The sequence below is a fragment of the Enterobacter cloacae complex sp. 402C9 genome (assembly GCF_050030745.1).
Lineage (GTDB): Bacteria > Pseudomonadota > Gammaproteobacteria > Enterobacterales > Enterobacteriaceae > Enterobacter > Enterobacter intestinihominis.
In genome coordinates this window covers 308,731-333,045 of sequence record NZ_JBLGUW010000001.1, presented here as the reverse complement: position 1 = coordinate 333,045, position 24,315 = coordinate 308,731, and the positions used below count along the sequence as shown (strand labels likewise).

Sequence of the window (24,315 nt, the reverse complement as noted above, 5' to 3'; positions counted from 1 at the left end):
CGGTGATTCATACTTTTTAACTATAGAAAACTGAACAACTTCACGAAAAAAATTCGGCTAAAATCTCATCATCTCCGGTGGCAAAAACGGCGGCCGGGCATAGAATTAAAGTGTCAGTACAAACCGGAACCTCCTCCACAAGCTCGACACGAGGAGTACTGATGTCGGGGGAAACCCTCCCGTGAGCCAGCGGGATAGAGAGAAAGACAAAGACCGGAAAAAACTAAAGCGCCCTTAGTGGCGCTTTAGTTCTTTATGCTTGTTGCCGGGTGGCGGCTGCGCCTTACCCGGCACACACCTCTCAATCCTCCTCCAGCAACCGCGCCCCCGTCCCCTGCTCGCCCAACCTGTCACCCGGGTTACGCAGCGGACAATCGCTACGTGATAAACACCCGCAACCAATGCAGCCATCCAGTTCATCGCGCAGGGCCACCAGCGTGTGAATACGACGATCCAGTTCTTCTCGCCACTGGGACGACAGCTGCTTCCACTCTTTCGCGCTCAGCGAGTGTCCTTCCGGCAATACGCCGAACGCGTCGCCGATGGTAGCCAGGGGGATGCCGATACGTTGCGCAATTTTGATAATCGCCACGTAGCGGAGCACATCGCGGGTATAGCGCCGCTGGTTTCCGGCGTTACGGATACTTTTTATTAACCCTTTGCTTTCATAGAAGTGGAGCGCCGACACCGCCACGCCGCTTCGTTTCGCCACTTCACCGGGGGTTAACAGCGCTTTGATGCGCGGTAATCTCTTTTCCATAAAACCTCTTTACCTCAAGTTAACTTGAGGAATTATACTCCCCCGCAGAGAAAACGACGAATCAACCAGGACAGATGTCTCCACAGAGGGGTAACCTTATGTCGCATCAGCAAATTATTCAGACGCTTATTGAATGGATTGATGAACATATCGACCAGCCGTTGAACATTGATGTGGTCGCTAAGAAGTCGGGCTATTCGAAATGGTATTTACAGAGAATGTTCCGCACCGTAATGCATCAAACGCTGGGTGACTACATTCGCCAGCGCAGGCTCCTGCTGGCGGCGCAGGCGTTACGCTCAACGCAGCGGCCCATTTTTGATATCGCAATGGATCTGGGCTATGTGTCGCAGCAGACCTTTTCCCGCGTCTTCCGCCGCGAGTTTGACCGTACGCCGAGCGACTACCGCCATCAGCTCAATTAATGCGTGTTAACGCAAGGGTTGCTGCTGCCAGGCCATAAATGCCTGGGGCGGCATCGCTTTCGCGAAGTGCCATCCCTGACAATACTGCACGCCACGCTTCAGCAGCCAGCTCACCTGCTCCCCCGTCTCGACCCCTTCCGCAATGGTTTTCAGCCGCAGGCTTTGCGCCATCTCAATGATGTGCTCGGCAATCAGGTGGCTGGTGCTGTTGGTGGTTAAGGTATCGATAAAAGATTTGTCGATTTTCAGGATATCGACGTTCAGCGAATAGAGGTTATGCAGGTTAGAGTAGCCGGTTCCGAAATCATCAATCGCCACTTCATACCCCGCCTGGCGAAACGCCTGAATGACCGGCGTGGTTTTCGGCACGTCAATAAACCCCCGCTCCGTCACCTCAATTTTTATTTGCTGCGCGCGAACCGAGTAAAAGCGGGCTTTGTCGGAGATCAGGGCAATAAGACGTGAAGAGTGAAAATCCGACGCCGACAGGTTAATCGAGACATACAGATCGGGGTGAGCGGCAAGAAAATGGCCCAGATCGGTGAACACCTCCTCCACGACGTAATCCGTAATGCGCTCAATCATCCCCTCTTTTTCGGCCAGGGGAATAAATTCCGCCGGGCTCATAACCTGACCGTTGAATCCTGGCCAGCGCAACAACGCCTCTGCTCCCACGCACTGGTTATTTTTTATATCAATAATGGGCTGATAATGGACGCACAGCTGGCGTTTATTCAGCGCCCGGTGCAGAAGTCGGCCAGGCGAATTGAATTCACGGTGTGTTCGCGACCACACCAGCAAAATAATAATGCTGCAAATCATCCCCAGCGGTAGCGTCAGAGTAGCCTGATGATAAAGCGTTTTATAAAAACGGGCATTGGAGGTTGAAACGATGGCCGCAATGGGCCTCTGCTCTGATTTTACGATCGTATAAAAACGGTCATCTTTCTGAAAAGTCGTTTCCTGATGTCGGAGCATCGAATGCAATAAAGAAATATTGGCTTTCTGACTCACAGAAAAGAATGCATTGCTGACGGTGTCATACACTCCCCACGACAGGGAACGATCGTCTGACATCACCTCACTGTACGAAAGCGGGTTGACCACTGCGACATAATTTCCGCGCTGCATATATATCATTTTATAACCATTAAAAAATGGCGTATCGCGAAAATAATAGATAGCAACGTCGGGTTTACGTGTGTAATTGGCAGCGGGGATGATGTAAGGATGATCCGGCGTAAAAAGGGTCGAGCAGAGAAAGTCCTGGCCTTCAGCATAAATTAAATCGGCAACAAAAAGGCGACCGCGGGAAACGTTCAACATATATTGACGATGCTCCGGCGTACACACTTTACCCTGATATTTTTCCGCGTCTTCCCGGGCCATATCAACCTGTTGAATAACCCGTTCAGTTTTGTTTAAAGCAAGTTCAGCAAACGTGCGCAGCTGAGCGCTGATTTCCGACACGGCTCTAAGCTGGGCAAACCATAGCGCAAGCATCACCGGCAGCATAACTACCATGATAATCCCGACCGCTTTGAGCATTTTGCGCCGCGCGCTACGATTCATTTCCCGCTCTGTATCCCTGCATGTTGTACGCCTGTAGCAATGAAGACCGGCTGCTTTGATAAACAGGTGATTACGTTGCATGAATCATGGGAAGTTAGCAACTGACTTTTGGTATTAAAAATCCTAAAATTCGTGATGCCGATAATATTTTCCCGTAAGCCAAACTAAAAGTATTCATTTCGTTTCTGATAAGGATAATAATTACCCGCGACAGGTGTGGAAAATTTGTTGGCTGAAATAGCCTGCTCTTTGTTCTTATGCTGATTTATAAATAATCAGACGCCAGAACCGTTTTTCCTCTTCCCGTACGCTTGGCGTCATATAATGCCTTATCAGCACGCATCAGTATGGCAGAAGTATCCCGTTGCCCCTGACAGACTTCAACCACCCCGGCGCTGAAAGAGAGTACCAGCGTTTTATCGCCCACACGCAGCGGTTTTGAGATCAGCGCGGCACGCAGCCGGGAAGAGAGCAACGTAGCGGCCATACCATCCGTACGCGCCAGCAGAAGAACAAACTCTTCGCCCCCTACCCGTCCCAGTGCTGACCCGGCCGGGCTCACTTCGCGAATACGGTCGCAAAAGTGAATCAATGCCGCATCGCCAACCTGATGTCCCCACCGATCGTTGATCTGCTTGAAATAATCGAGATCGAACATCAGGAGACAGAAATGGCTACTGACATCCTGCGGCGAACTGGCTGCCAGCGCCATTTTGAGCCGCTGTAAAATTGTCGAGCGATTCAGACAGCCCGTCAGATCGTCCGTGGTGGCTTTGACGGTCAGCTGCTGTTCTGCTTTTTTACGTTCGGTGATATCGAGGCCAATATTGAGAATGGAGTTATCCGGTAAAAGGATGTTTGACCAGAGGATGGTTAACGGCGTCCCGTCTTTACGCACCGGGTGCCATTCGTACATATCCTTAAGTGGTGCGAAACGAACCGACTCCTGCACGCGCTGTCGCTCCTCGGGATCCGGGTAAAACAGGGCCAGCGGATCGGGGTGCTCGCCGATTTCAGTCATACTCCAGCCAAAGACTTTTTCGCATTCGGCGTTCCACAATACACACCGGTTATGTCTGTCAAAGGCGTTCATCAATACCGGAGCACGTTCAAATAAAGTTTTATATTGCGTGACGACGCGCTGCATCTCTTGCGCTGTTTTTTCCCGCACGATGATGTCATCAAAATAATCTTTTAGCTTCTCGACCAATACCACCACGATATTTTTCAATATCGGTAACGAGGTCAGTTTTTCATTAAAAGCCAAAAAGAAATAACCACTGCACTGTCTGCCATGCGCTGAGAGTTTACACAGCACGCCGCTTTGCAGCCGCGCATAGCCCGGGTGCTGAGGGGAAAATACCGCCCGGCCAATATGCTCTTTCCAGTAGATAACGCGCCAGGCGCGGTGATGCCGTTGCAACAGGGTGCTGGCAAGAAAATCCGCCACGTTGAAGGCGTGACACGTCACGTCGCCGGCACAAACCACGCGCGGCCCGTCTGCGGATTCGACACTGACCCACGAGAGATTTGCCCCCAGTGCGCTGTTGATGATTTCCAGCATTTCAACCGGCGAACACTGCGCGTTGAGTTGTGGCATCAGCTTCGCCAGGGCGTGCAGAGCCTGCATGCTGTCGTTAATAATCTCGCGTCTTTTTTCTTTCATTATCTTTTCGCAGGTCATTAATCGAGAGAGCAACCGCAATAACTCATATCTGAATAAAAGAATAAGACCACGAAATCAAAGAGTATGCTGAGTGTTAAAAAAGAATAAAAATCCAAAAAAAACCAAATAATTCAATGTGATGAATTATTTTTGCGGGTACATTTATTGTTCCACACAAGCATAATCCATAGACATAATGCTGTAAACGCTATACAGCCGAGGGTGTTTTGCAAAGGTTTTGCTATCTGAATGAATTAAAAATAAAAATTCCGGCTTAGCGCCGATCTGAACGAGGACGATATATTTTACCCGGTTATAAACCCACTTTTACCTCATACGATACTGGCGAATAAAACAGCAAATGTGATATAGTTCACACATCTTATGTAACGAGAAACATTGTTTCATTCCAGTTCGTCTGTTTTGTCGAGGATGGGTTTTATGGCAACCATTACCACCAGTATGGTGCTCCTGCGCTGGCCGTTGTTGAGCGCGGTTTTGATGTTCCTGGCCAGCACGTTAAACATTCAGTTCCGAAAGTCCGACTACGCAGGTCTTGCTGTGATTAGCACCCTGTTAGGGTTGGGTGCCGCATGCTGGTTCGCGACAGGTTTGCTCGGCATTACGCTGGTGGATATGGCCGCCGTCTGGGAAAACATTAAAGTGGTGATGGTTGAAGCCATGAGCCACACTCCGCCAGACTGGCCGATGGTGATTACCTGATAGCCTGTTATAAAAAAACCCAGACATTGTCTGGGTTTTTTGTGTTTCACGCGTCTGGATATCAGAACGGGATATCGTCGTCGAAGTCCATTGGCGGTTCGTTAGACGGTGCCGGAGCAGACTGCTGCTGAGGACGAGACTGCGCGCCGCCGCTGAACTGATTGCCGCCCTGAGGCTGTTGAGGCTGACCCCAACCGCCCTGCTGCTGGCCGCCACCTGCCGGTGCGCCACTGCCCTGACGACCACCCAGCATCTGCATGGTGCCGCCTACGTTGACCACCACTTCCGTGGTGTATTTTTCCTGACCGGATTGATCGGTCCATTTGCGGGTACGCAGCTGGCCTTCGATATAGACCTGAGAACCCTTACGCAGATACTCACCGGCCACTTCAGCCAGTTTGCCAAACAGCACAACGCGGTGCCATTCGGTCTGCTCTTTCATTTCACCGGTCGCTTTATCACGCCAGGATTCGGAAGTAGCCAGCGTAATGTTGGCAACTGCGCCACCACTCGGCATGTAGCGTACTTCCGGGTCCTGGCCCAGATTACCGACGAGAATCACCTTGTTTACGCCTCTGCTGGCCATGTTCGTGTCTCCTGAATACGTTTCTTAATAGTGTAAACGCGCGAGTGTACCATTTCCATGCGACACTTTGATAGTTGCGTAGCATGTTCCAGAGTTCTCTCGCGGACTCGACATTGTTACACAGTGAATCAGAAAATGCATTCCAATACTGTATATTCAAACAGGTCATTTTGTGTCATAATTAGCCGTTTCTGACAGCCGTTTGTCCTTCAAACAAATCAGGCAATCCGTGTTCCAACCGGGAAAGGTGAATGGATAAGATCGAAGTTCGGGGCGCCCGCACCCACAATCTCAAGAATATCAACCTCATAATCCCTCGCGACAAACTCATCGTCGTGACCGGGCTTTCGGGGTCTGGCAAATCCTCACTGGCTTTCGACACTTTGTATGCCGAAGGACAGCGTCGTTACGTTGAATCGCTCTCGGCGTACGCGCGTCAGTTCCTGTCGCTGATGGAAAAACCGGATGTCGACCACATTGAAGGGTTGTCTCCTGCTATCTCCATTGAGCAGAAATCCACATCGCATAACCCGCGTTCTACGGTCGGTACCATTACCGAAATCCATGACTACCTGCGTCTGCTGTATGCGCGCGTGGGCGAGCCGCGTTGTCCGGATCATGACGTTCCGCTGGCGGCCCAGACCGTCAGCCAGATGGTGGATAACGTGCTGTCTCAGCCGGAAGGCAAACGCCTGATGCTGCTGGCGCCAATCATTAAAGAGCGTAAGGGTGAACACACCAAAACGCTGGAAAACCTGGCAAGCCAGGGCTATATCCGCGCCCGTATCGATGGCGAAGTGTGTGACCTGTCCGATCCGCCAAAGCTGGAGCTGCAAAAGAAACACACCATCGAAGTGGTGATTGACCGCTTTAAGGTACGTGAAGATCTGGCGACGCGTCTGGCGGAATCCTTTGAAACGGCGCTGGAACTGTCGGGCGGCACGGCGGTGGTGTCAGACATGGACGATGCGAAAGCGGAAGAGCTGCTCTTCTCCGCCAACTTCGCCTGCCCGATTTGCGGCTACAGCATGCGCGAGCTGGAACCGCGCCTGTTCTCGTTCAACAACCCAGCGGGCGCGTGCCCGACCTGTGACGGCCTCGGCGTTCAGCAATATTTCGACCCGGACCGCGTGATCCAGAACCCGGAGCTGTCGCTGGCGGGTGGCGCCATTCGCGGCTGGGATAAGCGTAATTTTTACTACTTCCAGATGCTGAAATCGCTGGCAGAGCACTATAAGTTCGACGTTGAAGCCCCGTGGGCCAGCCTGAGCGCGAACGTACATAAAGTGATCCTGTTCGGTTCCGGCAAAGAGAACATCGAGTTCAAGTACATGAACGATCGCGGTGACACTTCCGTGCGTCGCCACCCGTTCGAAGGGGTGCTGCACAACATGGAGCGCCGCTACAAAGAGACCGAATCCAGCGCGGTGCGCGAGGAGCTGGCGAAGTTCATCAGCAACCGCTCCTGCGCCACCTGCGAGGGTACACGTCTGCGTCGCGAAGCGCGTCACGTGTTTGTCGAAAACACGGCGCTGCCGACCATCTCAGACATGAGCATCGGCCACGCGATGGACTTCTTCAACAACCTGAAGCTCTCCGGCCAGCGCGCGAAAATCGCCGAAAAAGTGCTGAAAGAGATCGGCGATCGCCTCAAGTTCCTCGTGAACGTCGGCCTGAACTACCTGACGCTTTCCCGATCGGCTGAAACGCTCTCCGGCGGTGAAGCCCAGCGTATCCGCCTGGCGAGCCAGATTGGCGCGGGCTTAGTCGGCGTAATGTACGTGCTGGATGAGCCGTCTATCGGCCTGCACCAGCGCGACAACGAACGCCTGCTCGGCACGCTGGTTCACCTGCGTAACCTTGGCAACACGGTGATTGTGGTTGAGCACGACGAAGACGCCATTCGCGCCGCAGACCACGTGATCGACATCGGCCCGGGCGCTGGCGTGCACGGCGGACAGGTGGTGGCAGAAGGAACGCTGAAAGACATTATGGCGGTGCCCGAGTCGCTGACCGGCCAGTACATGAGCGGCAAGCGCAAAATTGAAGTGCCAAAACAGCGCGTGGCGGCGAACCCGGAAAAAGTGCTGAAGCTAACCGGGGCGCGTGGCAACAACCTGAAAGACGTGACCCTGACGCTGCCTGTCGGGCTGTTTACCTGCATCACCGGCGTGTCCGGTTCCGGTAAATCGACGCTGATCAACGATACGCTGTTCCCGATTGCGCAGACGGCGCTGAACGGCGCGACGCTGGCCGAGCCTGCACCGTACCGCGACATTCAGGGGCTGGAGCATTTCGACAAGGTTATCGATATCGATCAGAGCCCGATTGGCCGCACCCCACGTTCCAACCCGGCGACCTATACTGGCGTCTTTACGCCCGTCCGTGAACTCTTCGCGGGTGTACCGGAAGCGCGTTCGCGCGGCTACACGCCAGGACGTTTCAGCTTTAACGTGCGCGGCGGCCGCTGTGAAGCGTGCCAGGGCGACGGCGTAATCAAGGTTGAGATGCACTTCCTGCCGGATATCTACGTGCCGTGCGACCAGTGTAAAGGCAAGCGCTATAACCGCGAAACGCTGGAGATTAAGTACAAAGGCAAGACCATCCACGAAGTGCTGGATATGACTATCGAAGAGGCGCGCGAGTTCTTTGACGCCGTCCCTGCGCTGGCGCGTAAGCTGCAAACCCTGATGGATGTTGGTCTGACCTATATCCGTCTGGGGCAGTCAGCGACAACGCTGTCCGGTGGTGAAGCGCAGCGCGTGAAGCTGGCGCGTGAGCTGTCCAAACGCGGAACCGGTCAGACGCTGTATATTCTGGACGAGCCGACCACCGGCCTGCATTTTGCGGATATCCAGCAGCTGCTGGACGTGCTGCACCAGCTGCGCGATCAGGGCAACACCATCGTGGTGATTGAGCACAACCTGGACGTGATTAAAACCGCGGACTGGATTGTCGATCTCGGCCCGGAAGGCGGCAGCGGCGGCGGTGAAATCCTCGTCTCCGGTACGCCAGAGACCGTTGCAGAGTGCGAAGCCTCGCACACCGCGCGCTTCCTTAAACCGTTGCTGTAATCGTTACACGGAGAGCTGCTGTCGGATCGTTTCCGGCAGCAGTTCTACCGCCTGTTGATACGACGCATCTACCAGGTAGTAAATTTGCGAATCTGGCAGCGAGCCGTCGAGAAACACCGTACTCCAGTGTGCTTTATTCAGATGCTTGCTTGGCCTGACATCATCGTGCTGCTGGCGCAGTAAGTCGGCCAGTTCAGGACTGGTTTTCAGCGATGCCGCAGGACGTCCCTCCACCTCTTTTACCATCGCGAACAACACATCACCCACTTTGATCTGCGTGGCTTTCCAGTCGCTGTGAACGCTCTGTTCTGCGCCCGGCTTGCTCATGCAGTACTGAAGTATCTCCGAAATTGTCATCTTTATTCCCCTTGTAGCGTTGCGATAATTTTACGCGAACCACCGTGAATGCGATGTTCTCCCAGCCAGATCCCCTGCCACGTTCCCAGCAGCAGCCGTCCGTTGTGGACCGGCAGCATCAACGAGACCCCCAGCAAAGAGGATTTGATGTGCGAAGGCATATCATCCGCCCCCTCGTAATCATGGTCATACGGGGCGTTATCCGGGACGGTTTTCAGAAAATGCCGCTCCATGTCAGACCGGACGGTGGGATCGCAATTTTCATTGAGCGTGAGAGAAGCAGACGTGTGCTGAAGCAGCAGATGCAGCAAACCCGTTTTGACGCGCGACAGGTCGCGGATTTGCCCGATGACTTCGTCCGTCACCAGGTGAAATCCGCGTGGTTTTGCGCTTAAGGTCAGGGTCTGTTGATACCACATGTGCTGCTCCGTGTTGAAAGATGAATCTTTCTAAGTGTGCAGCAAGAAAGCGAAAGGTAAAACCCGCGCGGCGAGATTTGCTTAAAAAAGCATTCACCCCGCCGTTAATGCATCAGTATTCGGAGTTAACGATCACCTCTTCACCAAATTTTCCGGCCATTGGCAGCGGCCGGTAGGTGGAGTTCGAGGCGCGTAACACCCGGATGCCTCTGGCTCCCACATCGTGCGCCGCGGTGATGTCGTTATCTGAATCACCGTAGAACACCTTGATATTTTTCTTTTCCAGCCACTGGGTTTTGGTGTTTTGCCCTTCCTGGTCCCCGGCAAAAATGACCGGATTCATGCTGGCCGCCGGGATCAGAAAATCATCCTGTAGCGTTTTCGAGACGGTTTCGGTTTTGGTCTGGCTACGTCCGGTCACGAAGTAAATGCTGTCGCCGCGCTTTACGTGCATGGCGATCAGCGCGCGGGCAACCTCTTTCGGGATACTGAACTCATCCCAGCCGTTGTTCATCTTTTCCCAGAATTCCGGGTTTTTCAGATAGGCTTCGCTCTCAGGGGAGTACGTTTTTTTGCCGCGCCAGAAACCGGGACTGGAGAAGAGAACGGTATCGTCAATATCGAAGCCCACGGCCATCGGCGGGCGACCCGTCAGGCTGTTTTCGATTTGTGCCACTGAAACCCAGTGAATGGGGGCCTGTTCGGCAAGAATGGCGGCGGTGGTGCCGGTATAAAGCGGCGTGGGTGCAGAAGCCCGCGCAACAACGGTACTATTAAGCGAGAACAATAAGCAGGCGGCGCTGAGCGCCAGTGTGATCTTGCGCATGTTTTCCCCTGAATATTCAGTTTGTTATCTTTTTATTTTGAGCGGATGGTCAAAAACTATCCGACCATAACCCCAGCGGGAGGGGAAGAAAAGGAGTTTTTACTTATGAAGCTGAATAAAAAGAAGACGATCACAAAGTGTGGATGAGTGATGTAGGCCCGGTAAGGCGCAGCCGCCACCGGGCAAGATTTTCTGCGGCCTGATGCCCTCACCCCAGCCCTCTCCCACAGGGAGAGGGAGATAATAAGTAGTGAGTACTTACATCACAGCTGCAAACGCCTGCGCCACGCGCTGGACGTTGCCAGCATTCAGCCCCGCCACGCACATACGGCCGCTGGCGATCAGGTAGACGCCGAACTCTTCCCGCAGGCGATCGACCTGCGCCGCGCTCAGTCCGGTATAGCTGAACATCCCGCGCTGCTTGAGAAGATAATCAAAGTTATGTCCAGGCACGGCCTCTTTCAGAACGTTAACCAGCTCCTGACGCATCGACAGGATGCGCTTACGCATGCCTTCCACTTCCGCAAGCCAGGTGGCTTTCAGCTGATCATCGCCCAGTACGGTCGCGACCACCTGCGCACCAAAATTCGGCGGGCTGGAGTAAATACGGCGGACCGTCGCTTTCAGCTGACCGAGTACGCGTCCCGCGGCTTCGGCGTCTTCACACACCACGGACAGACCGCCGACGCGCTCGCCGTAGAGGGAGAAGATTTTTGAGAAAGAGTTGCTGACCAGCGCAGGCAGACCCGCGCTGGCAATCGCGCGAATGGCGTAGGCGTCCTCCTCCATGCCCGCCCCAAAGCCCTGATAGGCGATGTCGAGGAACGGGATCAGGTTACGCGCCTTCAGTACCTCGATCACCGCATCCCACTGGGCATTGGTGAGGTCCGCACCGGTCGGGTTATGGCAGCACGGATGCAGCAATACGATACTGCGCTCCGGCAGGGTGTTCAGTTTTTCCAGCAGCGCATCAATGCGTACGCCGTTGGTTTCGCTGTCGAACCATGGATAGGTCGCAACCTTAAAGCCCGCGCCTTCAAAGATGGCCACGTGGTTTTCCCACGTCGGGTCGCTGACCCACACGCCGGAATCCGGGAAGTACTTTTTCAGGAAATCTGCGCCTACCTTCAGCGCACCCGAGCCACCCAGCGTCTGGATAGTCGCCACGCGCTTTTGCGCGAGCACCGCGTGATCCGCACCAAACAGCAGCGGCGCAATGGTATTACGGTAGGTATTTAACCCTTCCATCGGCAGATAAAGCGAAGCCCCGTGCGGGGTTGCGTTAAGACGCGCTTCGGCTTCGGCAACGGCTTTCAGTTGAGGAATGATGCCGTCCTCGTTGTAATAAAGACCGATGCTGAGGTTCACTTTGTCGCTGCGAGGATCTTCTTTGAAACGCTCCATCAAGGAGAGGATAGGGTCGCCGGCGTAGGCGTCTACTTTCTGAAACACGCGATGTTCTCCGGATTGTTATGAGGCAGGATTTTCAACAATAAACCGGAAGCAGGAGAAGGTCGAGAAGGTTATGAAAACCGTTTCTTGATATGCCCACGAATTTGTTCGATACGCTCAGACGTCGACCCTGTGACGCGTAAATACGGGATGTTTCGGCGCGCCAGTTCAGCGATATACCACGACTGCTGCCTGCGGCGAAACGCCGCGCCTTGCCTGGTACCGTCCTGTACGAAGGGAAATTCATCGCCGCACAGTACAACCAGCGAATAGTCCCGCCCGGCTAAGTCGTGCAGCGCCTGAGGCGCCGAGCCATACTGGTCGAGGGTATAAAACAGCGTGGTTAAGGGCGACGTATCACAAATCAGATAAGGCGCCGTGCTGGCTGCGTCCTCACGCCGCACCTGCTCGCGCGCAATATGCAGGAGATCGTCGCATTCCAGTACTCCGTTCTTTTCTTCCCAGTATTCGCGCCCGAACTCAGCGACATAGGGCGCGTTAAGCGCTGCTGCCAACGCCCGGGAAAGCGTGCTTTTGCCCGTCGACTCGCCGCCCAATAAGCAAATTCGAAAGACAAAACTCCGGTAAACCTCCGCCGAGAGCATCTCGCGGTAGCGATGAACATCAGAGCGAATAAGCGTGCCTGAGGGCGCATCAGGGCCCTCCGGGCGCTGAAGCCGCACGTGCGTGACCGGTTTGCCAAAACGCTGGCTTAATACGCGGGCAAAGCCATCGCCGTAATCCTCCGCAGTGAATACGGCGTCCGGTCGGCAGTGAAAGAAGCGTTCGCACAGGGTAGCCACGTAGTGTCGGTGGCGATCGGCATCTGCGTCGTTGGGCGGCGGCGGTTCAATATCATGGCCCGCCGCGATCTCTGGCGAAAACACCAGGTGACGACACCGCGGGAAACGCGTCTGTAGCCACTGAAGGCGCTTTTCGGGTTCGCACCCCGGCATTTCCGGTAGCGAATAGCTGATGATAAATACCGTCTCGCACCGGGCAAGCGCAGCGTTGATAAGCAATTCATGTCCTGCGTGTAAGGGCGCGAACTTGCCGACAATCAGACCCTCTGCGTAAGGTTTCATCGCGCGCGGATCTCCTTACGCCATTGATATAAACCGTGCCAGGCGTTAAACCAGAACACCAGATACAGAACCGCGGTCAAATGCAGGCCCCTCATCGCATACAGCGGCACGGCAAGGGTATTGACGGCAAGCCAGACGTACCAGTTCTCCAGGCGTCGGCCCATTAGCATGAACTGCGCCAGGATGCTGAAGGTTAAAATAATGGAGTCCAGCCAGGGTGCCCAGGCGTTGGTATACCGATGCAATAAAAGCCCGTACAGCGCCGCTACTGCCACGGCACAGGCCAGCAGAAGGAGAAAATGTCTGGGGTGGGTTCGCCGCACCGGCAATACCTCTCCGCGGTTTCCTTTCAGCCAGTGCACCCAACCCGTTATGCTCGTGATAATGAAAAAGAGCTGTAGGGTAACATCGGCATAGAGCTGCACTGAATAGAAGACCCAGGCGTATAGCCCGCTGCCGAGAATACCGATCCACCACGTGTTGATATTGTTTCTGGCCGCCAGCCAGACAGAGAGCGCATAGGCCAGACAAGCAGCCATTTCAGATGGTGACATATCCCTTCCCGGATACTGTGATTAGTCGACGTATTTCATCGCGACCCTTGAGGTAAGGCGCGTGATAAGTTCGTAAGCACTCACTTTTGTTATTTCAGCAATACGCTCTACCGGCAGGCCTTCGCCCCACATCACCGCATCGTCCCCCGCTTTATCCTGCGCGTCGGGTCCCAGATCGACACAAATCATGTCCATCGCCACACGGCCGACAATCTTCACTTCGCGACCATTGACCAGCACCGGCGTGCCCGTTGGCGCGGCGCGCGGATAGCCGTCGCCGTAGCCCATCGCTACCACGCCAAGCCGCGTGTCGCGCTCACTCGTCCAGGTGCCGCCGTAACCTACCGGCTCGCCTGCTTTGTGCTCACGCACGGCAATCAGCTTTGAAACCAGCGACATCACCGGCTTAAAGCCGAAGTCCGGTCCCCAGGGTTTGTTCTCAAGCGGGGAAACGCCATACAGTATAATCCCCGGACGCGCCCAGTCGAAGTGCGACTGCGGCCACAGCAGAAGGCCGCCGGACGCCGCAATGGAGCGCATCCCCGGTTTGCCTTCGCAGAAGGTGGTGAAGATATCAAGCTGCTGTTCCGTTGCGCCGCATTCAGGCTCATCGGCGCGGGCAAAGTGGCTGACGATATTCACCGGTTGACGCACGTTCTTGCACTGGCACAGCCGCTGATAAAACGCTTCGGCATTCTCCGGGCGCACGCCCAGGCGGTGCATGCCCGTGTCGAGCTTCATCCACACGGTGACCGGCTCGCTCAGTTCGGCCGTTTCCAGCGCGGCCAGCTGTTCTTCGTTATGCACCGCCGTGTGCAGGTGCTGATCGGCAATGGTCGGCAGGTCCGAGGCTTCAAAAAAGCCTTCGAGGAGCAGAATCGGTTGCGTAATTCCACCTGCGCGCAGGCGGAGAGCTTCTTCGAGACGGGCGACGCCAAAAGCGTCGGCATCGGGGAGCGTTCGCGCGGTCTCAAGAAGACCGTGTCCGTAAGCGTTCGCTTTCACGACTGCAACGAGCTTACTGGCGGGCGCCAGTTCTCGCAGATGTTGCAGGTTGTGTCGCAGAGCGCGGCGGTTAATCACAACAGTTGCCGCTTGCATTTGAATTCCTTAGAAATTACTCATCATCATATTGAGGACCGGCATAGTTGTCGAAACGCGACCACTGGCCGTTAAAGGTCAGACGTACCGTACCGATGGGGCCGTTACGTTGCTTACCAATAATAATTTCGGCGATCCCTTTCAGATCGCTGTTCTCGTGATAAACCTCATCACGGTAGATGAACATGATTAAGTCGGCATCCTGCTCGATGGAGCCGGATTCACGCAGGTCGGAGTTGACCGGGCGCTTGTCTGCACGTTGTTCCAGAGAACGGTTTAGCTGCGACAGCGCCACCACCGGCACGTGCAGCTCTTTGGCTAACGCTTTGAGCGAGCGGGAAATTTCGGCAATCTCCAGCGTACGGTTGTCGGAAAGCGACGGAACACGCATCAGCTGGAGGTAGTCAATCATGATAAGGCCGATGCCACCGTGTTCACGGGCGATACGGCGCGCGCGGGAGCGCACTTCCGTCGGCGTCAGGCCGGAGGAGTCATCAATATAGATGTTCCGTTTTTCCAGCAAAATCCCCATGGTGCCGGAGATCCGCGCCCAGTCCTCATCGTCGAGCTGACCGGTACGGATGCGGGTCTGATCCACGCGCGACAGGGATGCCAGAGAACGCATCATGATCTGTTCTGAGGGCATCTCAAGACTGAAGATAAGAACCGGTTTATCCTGCAACATCGCCGCGTTTTCGACGAGGTTCATCGCAAATGTCGTTTTACCCATCGACGGACGTGCCGCGACGATAATCAAATCCGATGGCTGAAGACCTGCCGTTTTCTTGTTGAGATCGTCATAACCGGTGTTCACCCCCGTCACGCCATCGTGCGGCTGCTGGAAAAGCTGCTCAATACGCGCAACGGTGGCGTCGAGCACATCGGCGATGTTTTTCGGGCCTTCGTCTTTGTTCGCACGGCTTTCGGCGATTTTAAAGACGCGGGACTCGGCAAGATCAAGTAGATCTTCGCTGGTGCGCCCCTGGGGATCGAAACCGGCCTCGGCGATCTCATTCGCCACCGAGATCATCTCGCGGACAACGGCACGTTCACGGACGATATCAGCGTAAGCGCTGATATTCGCGGCACTTGGCGTGTTTTTTGACAGTTCTGCCAGATAGGCAAACCCGCCGACACTGTCGAGCTGTCCCAGACGCTCCAGCGATTCTGCGAGCGTAATCAGGTCGATAGGGCTGCCCGACTCCTGCAAACGCGCCATTTCCGTAAAGATATGGCGGTGCGGGCGGGTATAGAAGTCTTCCGCGACAACGCGCTCGGCGACGTCGTCCCAGCGTTCGTTATCCAGCATTAAACCGCCCAACACCGACTGTTCCGCTTCAATCGAGTGCGGCGGGACTTTTAACCCGGCGACCTGATAATCACGTTCACGGGGTTCAGTCTGTTTGTTGAAGGGTTTGTTTCCTGCCATAGTGAATGGAGTTACCGAGATAAAGAGTGGGTCGAAAGATTACCATAATTTTCTAACGGAGGGAGCATGGCAACACGCATTGAGTTCCAGAAACATGGCGGGCCAGACGTACTGCAAGCCGTGGAGTTTACCCCCACGGCACCTGGCGAGAACGAAATCCAGGTTGAAAACAAAGCAATCGGCATTAACTACATCGATACCTATATTCGCGGCGGTCTCTATCCGCCTCCGTCGATGCCGAGCGGACTGGGCACCGAGGCGGCCGGTATCGTCAGCAAAGTGGGCAGCGCGGTTAAGCACATTAAGGAAGGCGATCGCGTGGTGTACGCGCAGTCGGCGCTGGGCGCTTACAGCTCCATCCATAACGTTCCGGCCGAGAAAGCGGCGCTTCTGCCAAATGCGATCGGCTTCGAGCAGGCTGCCGCCTCATTCCTGAAAGGGCTGACGGTCTATTATCTGCTGCGCAAAACCTACGAAATTAAGCCTGACGAGCAATTCCTGTTTCACGCAGCCGCAGGTGGCGTAGGGCTGATTGCCTGCCAGTGGGCGAAAGCCCTGGGGGCGAAGCTGATCGGCACCACAGGCAGCGCGCAAAAAGCGCAGCGCGCGCTGGACGCGGGCGCATGGCAGGTGATCAACTACCGGGAAGAGAGCATCGTTGAGCGGCTGAAAGAGATCACTGGCGGCAAAAAGGTACGCGTGGTGTATGACTCGGTGGGGAAAGACACCTGGGAATCTTCGCTGGACTGCCTGCAACGTCGCGGGCTGATGGTGAGCTTCGGTAACGCCTCCGGGGCTGTCACCGGCGTGAACCTGGGCATTCTGAATCAGAAAGGGTCACTGTACGTCACTCGCCCTTCCCTGCAAGGTTACATCACTAATCGGGAAGAACTTGAGGAAGCCAGCAACGAGCTGTTCTCGCTGATCGCCAGCGGGGTGATCAAAGTGGATGTGGCAGAAGCGCAGAAATATCCGCTGACCGATGCGCAACGTGCGCATGAGGTGCTGGAGAGCCGGGCAACCCAGGGCTCAAGTCTGTTAATTCCCTGAGCCATAAAAAGAAATTGGGCTTCCCATGGGAAGCCCTTTCTTTTTTTTAGTTCGGCTGTATGTAGGGTACAGCTCGATGAATTCTTTAGCGGCAGCCATAGTGACAGATTCGATAAGTAAATCCTATTCTGTTCTAAAGATTGCTGCCGGAAAAGTTGCAGGTATGTGACGTACCCCTCAATACCTTAGTAACGGAAGCGGTTATTACGCTGATAAGTCGGCAGTTTTGGTGATTTAATCGCCCGTATGGCCCATACCACCGCAATCGCCAGAAGTAACCACGGCAAGAGTTTAATCGTCAGGGCAAATAATCCGCCGACAAACATCACCACCGTGGCCACAACGAGCGCGGCCAGAATACCGAGCAGCGACACGCCCGTGACCATCAGCATGATAAAGAAGCCAATCACAAAAAGTAGTTCCAGCATGGTGCTCTCCCACGAGTTCCCGAATGATGCTGCGATCATTACAAGAATCATGCCAAAAATAAGTTGTTGTTCTGAAAGCAAAACGCCCCGCAATGTGTTGCAGGGCGTGGCGTATTTGACCATCTTTTAGCGAAATTTAACGTTTATCCGCAACCAGACGCAGCGCGTGTTCCAGTACCTCAATATCCGCACCGGCTTTATGCGCGTTCTCGCTGAGATAACGACGCCACTGGCGCGCACCAGGAATGCCCTGGAACAGGCCAAGCATATGGCGGGTAATGTGGCCCAGATACGTACCATGACTCAGCTCGCGCTCAATGTACGGATACATGGCGCGCACTACGGCCACGGGATCGGTGTCAGCACCCTCAACGCCAAAGATTTCCCGGTCAACCGTCGCCAGAATGCCCGGATTCTGATACGCCTCGCGTCCGACCATCACGCCATCCATATGTTCGAGGTGCGCTTTGGCCTCGTCCAGCGACTTAATACCGCCATTGATCGACATGGTCAGGTGTGGGAAGTCGCGTTTCAGCTGGTACACGCGCGGGTAGTCCAGCGGCGGGATCTCGCGGTTTTCTTTCGGGCTAAGGCCTGAGAGCCAGGCTTTACGGGCGTGGATGATAAACATCTCGCATTCACCCTTCCCTGATACCGTGTTGATGAAATCACACAGAAACTCATAGCTGTCCTGGTCGTCTATGCCGATACGGGTTTTGACCGTGACCGGGATAGAGACGACGTCGCGCATCGCTTTGATGCAGTCCGCCACCAGGTGCGCATTTCCCATCAGACACGCGCCGAACATGCCGTTTTGCACACGGTCGGACGGACAACCGACGTTGAGGTTAATCTCGTCATAGCCGCGTTCTTCGGCCAGCTTCGCGCACTGCGCCAGCGCAGCCGGATCGCTGCCACCGAGTTGCAGCGCAACCGGATGCTCCTCTTCGCTGTACGCCAGATAGTCGCCTTTGCCGTGAATAATTGCGCCGGTAGTGACCATTTCGGTGTATAGCAGCGTATGGCGGGAGAGCTGACGCAGGAAATAGCGGCAATGTCTGTCCGTCCAGTCGAGCATTGGCGCAATGGAGAAACGATGTGCAGGGAAAGCGGTCTGAAATTCTGACGACATGGCGAACTTTTAAGCATCTGGTGGAAAAGGGGCGCTACTATAGCACAAAGAAAAGCCGGAGGCGCAGCGCCTCCGGTGTACTTTAGAACGTCATGCTCAACTGTGCCCCTGCGCCCCAGGTCTCGTCTTCGCCATAAAGCCCCATCAGGTCAACATGGACGGAGTTGAACGGCGCAAAACCGACACCGCCGGTAAAGACGTTGCTGTCGTTCCCCTTCATATCCGCACGATAACCGGCGCGTACTGCCAGCCAGCTCAGCGGCGTGACTTCGGCACCGACGCCAACGTACTGGGAGGTGTCTTCGCTTTTAAAGCCCTTGGTTTCGGTCAGATCGCCATCTGCGGTCAGCGTGACCAGATCGTTGTGCCAGGCGGCCCCGGCAGTGACCAGCGGACGGATCTGATAGGTGTCTTTATAACTCACCACCTCTCCTGTGCGCCCGTTGCGAATGCGGATATCTTTGGTATCGATATCGCGCGACATCAGGTTTTGCCCGCTCACGCCGACCGTCCAGTTTTCACCGAAATCAGCAGCAATACCGGCTTCAACGTTGAAGCCAGTGTCGTCGGTACGGTAGCGGCTGTCGTTCCACTTATTACTGTCGTAATCGTAGATTGAGGTAGTGTAGTTATAGAGCCAGGTTTTTTGCAGCTTCGGCGTGACGCCAACGGAAACCGGAACGCCGCCAAGATCGAACTGACGGGCTACCGCAATACCGTAGTCGGACACAATCGCCGCCCGACCAGACGCCGTAGAGTTAAGGTTTTTGGTGATCTGATCGGAACCGTTTAGCGCGGCATCCAGCGCCACACCGGCAGCCACCGCATCGCTTCGTTGTATACCGCGCAGATAATCAATGTCCTGCTGATCGATTGAAGAGCTGACGCGGCCATGTGCATAGCCTTTGGCCATAAAGGCCACGGAAAGGACATCGTTAGGGATACTGACGGCAATCCCCGCCCCTGCGGTGGCGTGTGCGGTTTTGCCTTTCAGGTAGTCCAGCTCATCAGCGAGATCTTTCGCTGCGCCCTGGAACTGATTGATCGAACCTAATGGATCCGTGATGATATCAATGGGGGTCAGACTATCAACCACGTCCTTGTAATGATTGATTTTATCGTTAATGGTATCAATCTCGTCCTGAAGATTGTCTTCATCGGTCACCTGCACGCCAACGGACGGCAAAATGACCGTCACATCATCCTCGGGCTTAGATTTTGCCAGTAACGCGGGGTTGATTAACGCCCCGCTGCCATAGCTCCCTGCCGCGACACCCGTTCCGCCCATTGCGTCGCTACGCGCTTCCGTCCAGGTATTGGCTGCTCCCGCCTGATTTGCCATAAAAAAGGAGACAGCAATGCTAACCATCGAAAATTTAAAATGTTTTTTCACAGTGTGCTCGTAAATAGTTTGTTATTAGTTAACCCTGTCTGTTATCACCCAAACAGGAACGAACTATTGCTGTGAATAAGTACAAAAAGACCCGCTATTTCCCTAAGTTAAATTCCATCCCGGCCTGTTCTAATGTGTGACGACCATCAATATTTATAGAAGAGGAAATTATTTTCGCCCAGGTTTTCCATCGTGCGGGCCAAAAAACTGAGGCGGATGGTCTACCCAGTGGTCTTCGCGCGTCACGGCATACACCGGATTGAGGGGATAGTAGATGCGGTTATGTTTTTTATTAGCCTCACCCACCACCAGTAAGCGCACCTCTTCATCGGTGTTGTTGATAAAGGTATGGCACACCCCCGTGCCGGCAGGAAATCCCACGCTGTCTCCGGGTTCAAGCTTCCACAGATAACCATTGATCCAGGCCTCAGGGTAACCCTCCAGAACGTAAACAAACTCCTCTTCGTCGCTTTCCGCATGCGGATAAGAAGTACGGCGTCCGGGCGGCAGCCGTTCATGGTGAATACCAATGCGGCCGAGACCCAGCTTGCGGGCCAGCGGCGCGCCAATAGAAAACCGTTCATTGCTGTCCGGATACGTTGCGTCATCGGCGCCTTCCACGTCCCGCCAGTGCCGAATACAGTCAGGTCTTTTCATCATGCGATCTCCCGATTTGCGATGCGTCAGGTATAGCACAGCCCGGCGGATCTCGGTGTTTTTAGCAGAACATGATAAAGTGAGGGTTTTCACCCCTTACCACATCCGAGGTGCCCGATGGACAAGTCCACAAAAGAGCTGTTAGCGCAAGCTGAAAAGCTCTGTGCGCAACGCAATGTGCGCCTGACCCCGCAGCGCCTTGAGGTACTGCGTCTGATGAGCCTGCAACAGGGTGCCATCAGCGCTTACGATCTGCTCGACCTGCTGCGTGAAAGCGAGCCGCAGGCAAAACCGCCGACCGTCTATCGGGCGCTGGATTTTCTGCTGGAGCAAGGGTTTGTGCATAAAGTGGAATCAACAAACAGCTATGTGCTGTGCCATCTTTTTGACCAGCCTACTCACACGTCCGCCATGTTTATCTGCGATCGCTGTGGCGTGGTGAAGGAAGAGTGTGCGGAAGGTGTGGAAGATATTATGCATACGCTGGCAGCCAGAATGGGCTTTGCGCTGCGTCATAACGTGATCGAAGCCCACGGCTTATGTTCTGCCTGCGTGGAGGTGGAGTCATGCCGTCATCAGGATGCCTGTCAGCACGATCACTCTATCCTGGTGAAGAAAAAGCCGCGTTAAGGCCAAAGAAAAAGGCGGCTCAGAGCCGCCTTTGGGGATAGTGCCGGTTACCAGCGGTAGTCGTTACGGGTTTCCCAGTCTTTGACTTCGTTTTCCGCCTGATCTTTTTCATAACCGTAGCGCTCCTGGATTTTACCTACCAGCTGATCGCGCTTACCTTCAATGACGGTCATATCGTCATCTGTCAGCTTACCCCACTGTTCTTTCGCTTTACCTTTGAATTGCTTCCAGTTGCCGCCGATTTCGTCTTTATTCATAATCGTGTCCTCGTGTTAAGCGTCTATGAGTGTCGTCCGCTTCGTTCTTTTCTGCTGGACGTGATTATTATTGTAGTTAAGGATTCGGCATTTATTTTTATATTCGGAATCTTTAACCGTTACGATATATCGTGCGGGGCTGGAAACCAGGTCTTGTTTCGCCAGTGACGACGCCAGATAACGGCAAGCGAAAGGCCACGCAGTGAGAGAAACACCGCCAGCGCGAGCCACAGACCATGATTGCCGAGATACGGCAAGGTCAGCAGCGTCAGGCCGAACCCCGCCGCAGCGACGGCCATGCTGTTGCGCATCTCCGCCCCTCGCGTCGCACCAATAAACATGCCGTCCAGCAAATAGCACCACACACCCACCACCGGTAATACTACCTGCCAGAGGATGTAGCGATCAGCCAGCTCACGTAGCGCGGGCAACGAGGTGAGAAGCGCGACAATATGCCCACCAAAACAGGCGTAAACCAGAGCAAAGACCAGCGCCACCAGACCCGCCTGACGACAGGCAGCACGCCAGACTTCGCGTAACTGGCCGCTTTCACGCGCGCCATAAGCCTGCCCTGAATGCGCCTCGACGGCGTAAGCAAAACCATCCAGCGCGTAAGCGGTAAAGGTCAGTAACGTCATGAGCACTGCGTTGACGGCGACGATCTCAGGCCCAAGACGCGCACCAAAAACGGTTAATGCGCCGAAGCAGAGTTGCAGCAGGAGCGAACGGAGCATGATGTCGCGATTAAGCGCCAGCAGCTTACGCATATTGCCGCGCCAGGCCGATTTCAGCAGATCCAGGGTGATACCGCGCATCGCCAGCACGCGCCAGACCATCCCCAAACCGATCAGCAGCGTCCCGTACTCGGCAATTGCCGTAGCCAGCGCCGCGCCCCGGACGTTCATGTGCAGTCCCATCACCAGCCAGAGATCGAGGACAATATTGAGAAGGTTACCCACCACCAGCAGGATCACCGGCGCGCGGGCATACTGCACGCCCAGCAGCCAGCCCAGAAGGACCAGGTTTGCCAGTGAAGCGGGCGCGCTGAGCCAGCGAATTTCGAGGAACCGACGGGCTTGTTCCAGTACGGCATCGCTGCCGCCTACAATATGGAGCGCAAGATCAATCAGTGGCGTACGCAACAGAACGATTAACGCGCCAGCACCGAACGCCAGAATGAGCGGCTGAACCAGCGCACGCGCCAGACGCAGGGGATCTTTTGCACCATACGCCTGGGCCGTCAGGCCTGTCGTACTCATGCGCAGAAAAAGTAGCAGCATAAAGAGGAAGCTGGTCGCCGTTGCGCCAATCGCGACGCCGCCCAGGTAAATCGGCGAATCGAGATGCCCGATAACTGCCGTATCCACCAGCCCCAGCAGAGGAACGGTAATATTGGAAAAAATCATCGGTAGCGCAAGACGCCACAACGCCTTATCGGCAGAAGTTAGCAATGCCATGGAAATTACCGGAATCAGAAAACAGGCCAGGCTGTAGAGGAACTACAGCCTGTCAGGAAGAGATTACAGCCATTCACCGTTGCGGATAACGCCGACCGCCAGCCCTTCAATAGAGAAGCTCTGCTCGCGGAGATCCACCACAATCGGGGAGAATTCATTGTTTTCAGGCAGAAGCTGCACGGTATTGCCTTGTTTTTTCAGGCGCTTAACCGTCACTTCATCATCAATGCGCGCCACCACGACTTGCCCGTTACGCACGTCCTGCGTTTTGTGTACCGCCAGCAGATCGCCATCCAGAATACCGATATCTTTCATGGACATTCCGCTAACGCGCAGCAGGAAATCGGCGCTCGGCTTGAACATGCCTGGGTCAACCTGATAGTGCCCTTCGATGTGCTGCTGCGCCAGCAGAGGTTCACCTGCGGCTACGCGACCCACCAGCGGAATACCGCTCTCTTCTTCCACCAGCAGACGGATGCCGCGTGAGGCGCCGGAAACAATCTCAATCACGCCCTTACGCGCAAGCGCCTTAAGGTGCTCTTCGGCAGCATTAGGAGAACGGAAGCCCAGACGCTGCGCAATTTCTGCACGCGTGGGTGGCATACCCGTCTGGCCGATATGATCCCGAATGAGATCAAACACCTCTTGCTGCCTGGTCGTTAACGCTTTCATACCGCCCCCTGGGTGTATATACAGTTATGCTGTGAGTATATACAGTCAAAGGCGATTTTGGAACCAAAAACTGCACAAAAAACCAGGGGCTTAATTATTCCTCGAGGCTCATTGGAAATGCGACCAAAGTAGCGTGACCCAGGTGATCGCCGCCGTGATAATCGACAGCAGTACGGCAGCGGAACCCATGTCTTTCGCCCGGCCAGACAGTTCATGGAATTCCGACCCGATTCGGTCAACAACGGCCTCAATAGCGCTATTCAGAATTTCCACTATCATCACCAGAAGGACAGATCCGATGAGCAGTACGCGGGTGATAGCATCAACATCAAGGAAGCAGGCGATAACAACGGCAACGATTGCGGCAACCGCTTCCTGGCGGAAAGCGGCTTCATTAACCCATGCGGCGCGGAAACCTTTCCATGAATAACCGGCAGCTTTAATGATTCGAGTTAACCCAGTGGTATTATTGGCCATTAAAAGAACCTTTTATGATAAATAGCGTCAGTAACTAAAGCCGCAACGCGTTTTGCTGCGACCTGAAGTATGACGGGTAACAACAGAAATTTTGCGCGCTTTCTGTTATCCTTGCGCCGCAATTGCATTATTA

At 54.7% G+C, this 24,315-nt stretch carries 25 protein-coding genes; 5 read left to right on the top strand and 20 right to left on the bottom strand.

What is annotated here, in order from left to right; genetic code table 11:
* Positions 1 to 301 precede the first annotated feature (301 nt).
* Positions 302 to 760, bottom strand: a complete 459-nt coding sequence (soxR, locus tag ACQG1K_RS01605; protein ID WP_003860275.1) for a redox-sensitive transcriptional activator SoxR — start codon at positions 758 to 760, stop codon at positions 302 to 304.
* Between the two features lie 98 nt (positions 761 to 858).
* Between soxR and soxS the strand changes: the two genes are divergently transcribed.
* Positions 859 to 1,185 (top strand): superoxide response transcriptional regulator SoxS, encoded by a 327-nt coding sequence (soxS, locus tag ACQG1K_RS01600; RefSeq protein WP_003860277.1) that lies wholly within the window; start codon positions 859 to 861, stop codon positions 1,183 to 1,185.
* Positions 1,186 to 1,191: 6 nt separating this feature from the next.
* Here the strand turns inward: soxS and ACQG1K_RS01595 are convergent, their stop codons facing one another.
* On the bottom strand, positions 1,192 to 2,757 hold the full coding sequence (locus ACQG1K_RS01595; RefSeq protein WP_023299098.1) for an EAL domain-containing protein: 1,566 nt from the start codon (positions 2,755 to 2,757) through the stop codon (positions 1,192 to 1,194).
* A gap of 265 nt (positions 2,758 to 3,022) precedes the next feature.
* Entirely contained in the window at positions 3,023 to 4,423 is a 1,401-nt protein-coding gene (locus ACQG1K_RS01590) for a sensor domain-containing diguanylate cyclase (RefSeq protein WP_063850406.1), read from the bottom strand.
* A 441-nt stretch (positions 4,424 to 4,864) separates the two neighbouring features.
* On the opposite strand from ACQG1K_RS01590, the gene ACQG1K_RS01585 reads away from it, so the two are divergent.
* Positions 4,865 to 5,146 (top strand): YjcB family protein, encoded by a 282-nt coding sequence (locus tag ACQG1K_RS01585; RefSeq protein WP_022646751.1) that lies wholly within the window; start codon positions 4,865 to 4,867, stop codon positions 5,144 to 5,146.
* A 61-nt stretch (positions 5,147 to 5,207) separates the two neighbouring features.
* Here the strand turns inward: ACQG1K_RS01585 and ssb1 are convergent, their stop codons facing one another.
* The gene (gene ssb1 / locus ACQG1K_RS01580; RefSeq protein WP_045620928.1) at positions 5,208 to 5,732 is read right to left on the bottom strand and encodes a single-stranded DNA-binding protein SSB1; all 525 of its coding nucleotides are present in this window, start codon (positions 5,730 to 5,732) and stop codon (positions 5,208 to 5,210) included.
* Positions 5,733 to 5,983: 251 nt separating this feature from the next.
* Between ssb1 and uvrA the strand changes: the two genes are divergently transcribed.
* Positions 5,984 to 8,806 carry an excinuclease ABC subunit UvrA gene (uvrA, locus tag ACQG1K_RS01575; protein ID WP_003860287.1) on the top strand — a complete coding sequence of 941 codons (2,823 nt, stop codon included), beginning with the start codon at positions 5,984 to 5,986 and terminating at the stop codon, positions 8,804 to 8,806.
* A gap of 3 nt (positions 8,807 to 8,809) precedes the next feature.
* On the opposite strand, the gene ACQG1K_RS01570 is transcribed toward uvrA, so the two are convergent.
* The 8 genes from ACQG1K_RS01570 to dnaB all read right to left on the bottom strand — a co-directional run bounded on the left by ACQG1K_RS01570 (position 8,810) and on the right by dnaB (position 16,029).
* Positions 8,810 to 9,163, bottom strand: coding sequence for an MmcQ/YjbR family DNA-binding protein (locus ACQG1K_RS01570; protein ID WP_006810472.1), 354 nt, complete (start codon positions 9,161 to 9,163; stop codon positions 8,810 to 8,812).
* A gap of 2 nt (positions 9,164 to 9,165) precedes the next feature.
* Positions 9,166 to 9,582 carry a secondary thiamine-phosphate synthase enzyme YjbQ gene (locus tag ACQG1K_RS01565; RefSeq protein ID WP_023305263.1) on the bottom strand — a complete coding sequence of 139 codons (417 nt, stop codon included), beginning with the start codon at positions 9,580 to 9,582 and terminating at the stop codon, positions 9,166 to 9,168.
* Positions 9,583 to 9,694: 112 nt separating this feature from the next.
* Complete coding sequence (gene aphA / locus ACQG1K_RS01560; RefSeq protein WP_048966216.1) at positions 9,695 to 10,408, bottom strand: acid phosphatase AphA; 714 nt, start codon at positions 10,406 to 10,408, stop codon at positions 9,695 to 9,697.
* A 258-nt stretch (positions 10,409 to 10,666) separates the two neighbouring features.
* Entirely contained in the window at positions 10,667 to 11,860 is a 1,194-nt protein-coding gene (gene tyrB, locus ACQG1K_RS01555; RefSeq protein ID WP_045309055.1) for an aromatic amino acid transaminase, read from the bottom strand.
* A 71-nt stretch (positions 11,861 to 11,931) separates the two neighbouring features.
* Positions 11,932 to 12,945, bottom strand: coding sequence for an AAA family ATPase (locus ACQG1K_RS01550; protein WP_367076358.1), 1,014 nt, complete (start codon positions 12,943 to 12,945; stop codon positions 11,932 to 11,934).
* The gene (gene pnuC, locus ACQG1K_RS01545; protein WP_032627030.1) at positions 12,942 to 13,499 is read right to left on the bottom strand and encodes a nicotinamide riboside transporter PnuC; all 558 of its coding nucleotides are present in this window, start codon (positions 13,497 to 13,499) and stop codon (positions 12,942 to 12,944) included. The genes ACQG1K_RS01550 and pnuC overlap by 4 nt, the downstream gene beginning before the upstream one ends.
* Before the next feature lie 21 nt (positions 13,500 to 13,520).
* The gene (gene alr, locus ACQG1K_RS01540; protein ID WP_367076355.1) at positions 13,521 to 14,600 is read right to left on the bottom strand and encodes an alanine racemase; all 1,080 of its coding nucleotides are present in this window, start codon (positions 14,598 to 14,600) and stop codon (positions 13,521 to 13,523) included.
* 16 nt (positions 14,601 to 14,616) lie between these two features.
* Positions 14,617 to 16,029: a replicative DNA helicase gene (gene dnaB, locus ACQG1K_RS01535; protein WP_003860298.1), complete on the bottom strand. Its 1,413-nt coding sequence runs from the start codon at positions 16,027 to 16,029 to the stop codon at positions 14,617 to 14,619.
* Between the two features lie 66 nt (positions 16,030 to 16,095).
* Between dnaB and ACQG1K_RS01530 the strand changes: the two genes are divergently transcribed.
* On the top strand, positions 16,096 to 17,079 hold the full coding sequence (locus ACQG1K_RS01530) for a quinone oxidoreductase (RefSeq protein WP_022646744.1): 984 nt from the start codon (positions 16,096 to 16,098) through the stop codon (positions 17,077 to 17,079).
* Positions 17,080 to 17,264: 185 nt separating this feature from the next.
* Here the strand turns inward: ACQG1K_RS01530 and pspG are convergent, their stop codons facing one another.
* From pspG to ACQG1K_RS01510, 4 genes are all read right to left on the bottom strand, one after another.
* Positions 17,265 to 17,507, bottom strand: a complete 243-nt coding sequence (gene pspG / locus ACQG1K_RS01525) for an envelope stress response protein PspG (protein WP_017382623.1) — start codon at positions 17,505 to 17,507, stop codon at positions 17,265 to 17,267.
* 136 nt (positions 17,508 to 17,643) lie between these two features.
* Positions 17,644 to 18,639, bottom strand: a complete 996-nt coding sequence (dusA, locus tag ACQG1K_RS01520; protein WP_003860304.1) for a tRNA dihydrouridine(20/20a) synthase DusA — start codon at positions 18,637 to 18,639, stop codon at positions 17,644 to 17,646.
* A gap of 82 nt (positions 18,640 to 18,721) precedes the next feature.
* On the bottom strand, positions 18,722 to 20,008 hold the full coding sequence (traF, locus tag ACQG1K_RS01515; protein WP_426721013.1) for a conjugal transfer protein TraF: 1,287 nt from the start codon (positions 20,006 to 20,008) through the stop codon (positions 18,722 to 18,724).
* A gap of 192 nt (positions 20,009 to 20,200) precedes the next feature.
* Positions 20,201 to 20,689: a cupin domain-containing protein gene (locus tag ACQG1K_RS01510; RefSeq protein WP_022646741.1), complete on the bottom strand. Its 489-nt coding sequence runs from the start codon at positions 20,687 to 20,689 to the stop codon at positions 20,201 to 20,203.
* A gap of 117 nt (positions 20,690 to 20,806) precedes the next feature.
* Here ACQG1K_RS01510 and zur point away from each other — a divergent pair, with 117 nt between their 5' ends.
* Positions 20,807 to 21,319 carry a zinc uptake transcriptional repressor Zur gene (zur, locus tag ACQG1K_RS01505; protein WP_006810484.1) on the top strand — a complete coding sequence of 171 codons (513 nt, stop codon included), beginning with the start codon at positions 20,807 to 20,809 and terminating at the stop codon, positions 21,317 to 21,319.
* 47 nt (positions 21,320 to 21,366) lie between these two features.
* Here the strand turns inward: zur and ACQG1K_RS01500 are convergent, their stop codons facing one another.
* The 4 genes from ACQG1K_RS01500 to ACQG1K_RS01485 form a co-directional block, all read right to left on the bottom strand.
* A complete protein-coding gene (locus tag ACQG1K_RS01500; protein ID WP_003860314.1) occupies positions 21,367 to 21,576 on the bottom strand; it encodes a CsbD family protein in 210 nt (69 codons plus the stop codon).
* 119 nt (positions 21,577 to 21,695) lie between these two features.
* A complete protein-coding gene (gene dinF / locus ACQG1K_RS01495) occupies positions 21,696 to 23,033 on the bottom strand; it encodes an MATE family efflux transporter DinF (protein WP_046618218.1) in 1,338 nt (445 codons plus the stop codon).
* A 63-nt stretch (positions 23,034 to 23,096) separates the two neighbouring features.
* Positions 23,097 to 23,705, bottom strand: coding sequence for a transcriptional repressor LexA (gene lexA, locus ACQG1K_RS01490; RefSeq protein WP_003860318.1), 609 nt, complete (start codon positions 23,703 to 23,705; stop codon positions 23,097 to 23,099).
* Between the two features lie 108 nt (positions 23,706 to 23,813).
* The gene (locus ACQG1K_RS01485; RefSeq protein WP_367076350.1) at positions 23,814 to 24,182 is read right to left on the bottom strand and encodes a diacylglycerol kinase; all 369 of its coding nucleotides are present in this window, start codon (positions 24,180 to 24,182) and stop codon (positions 23,814 to 23,816) included.
* Between the last annotated feature and the right edge of the window lie 133 nt (positions 24,183 to 24,315).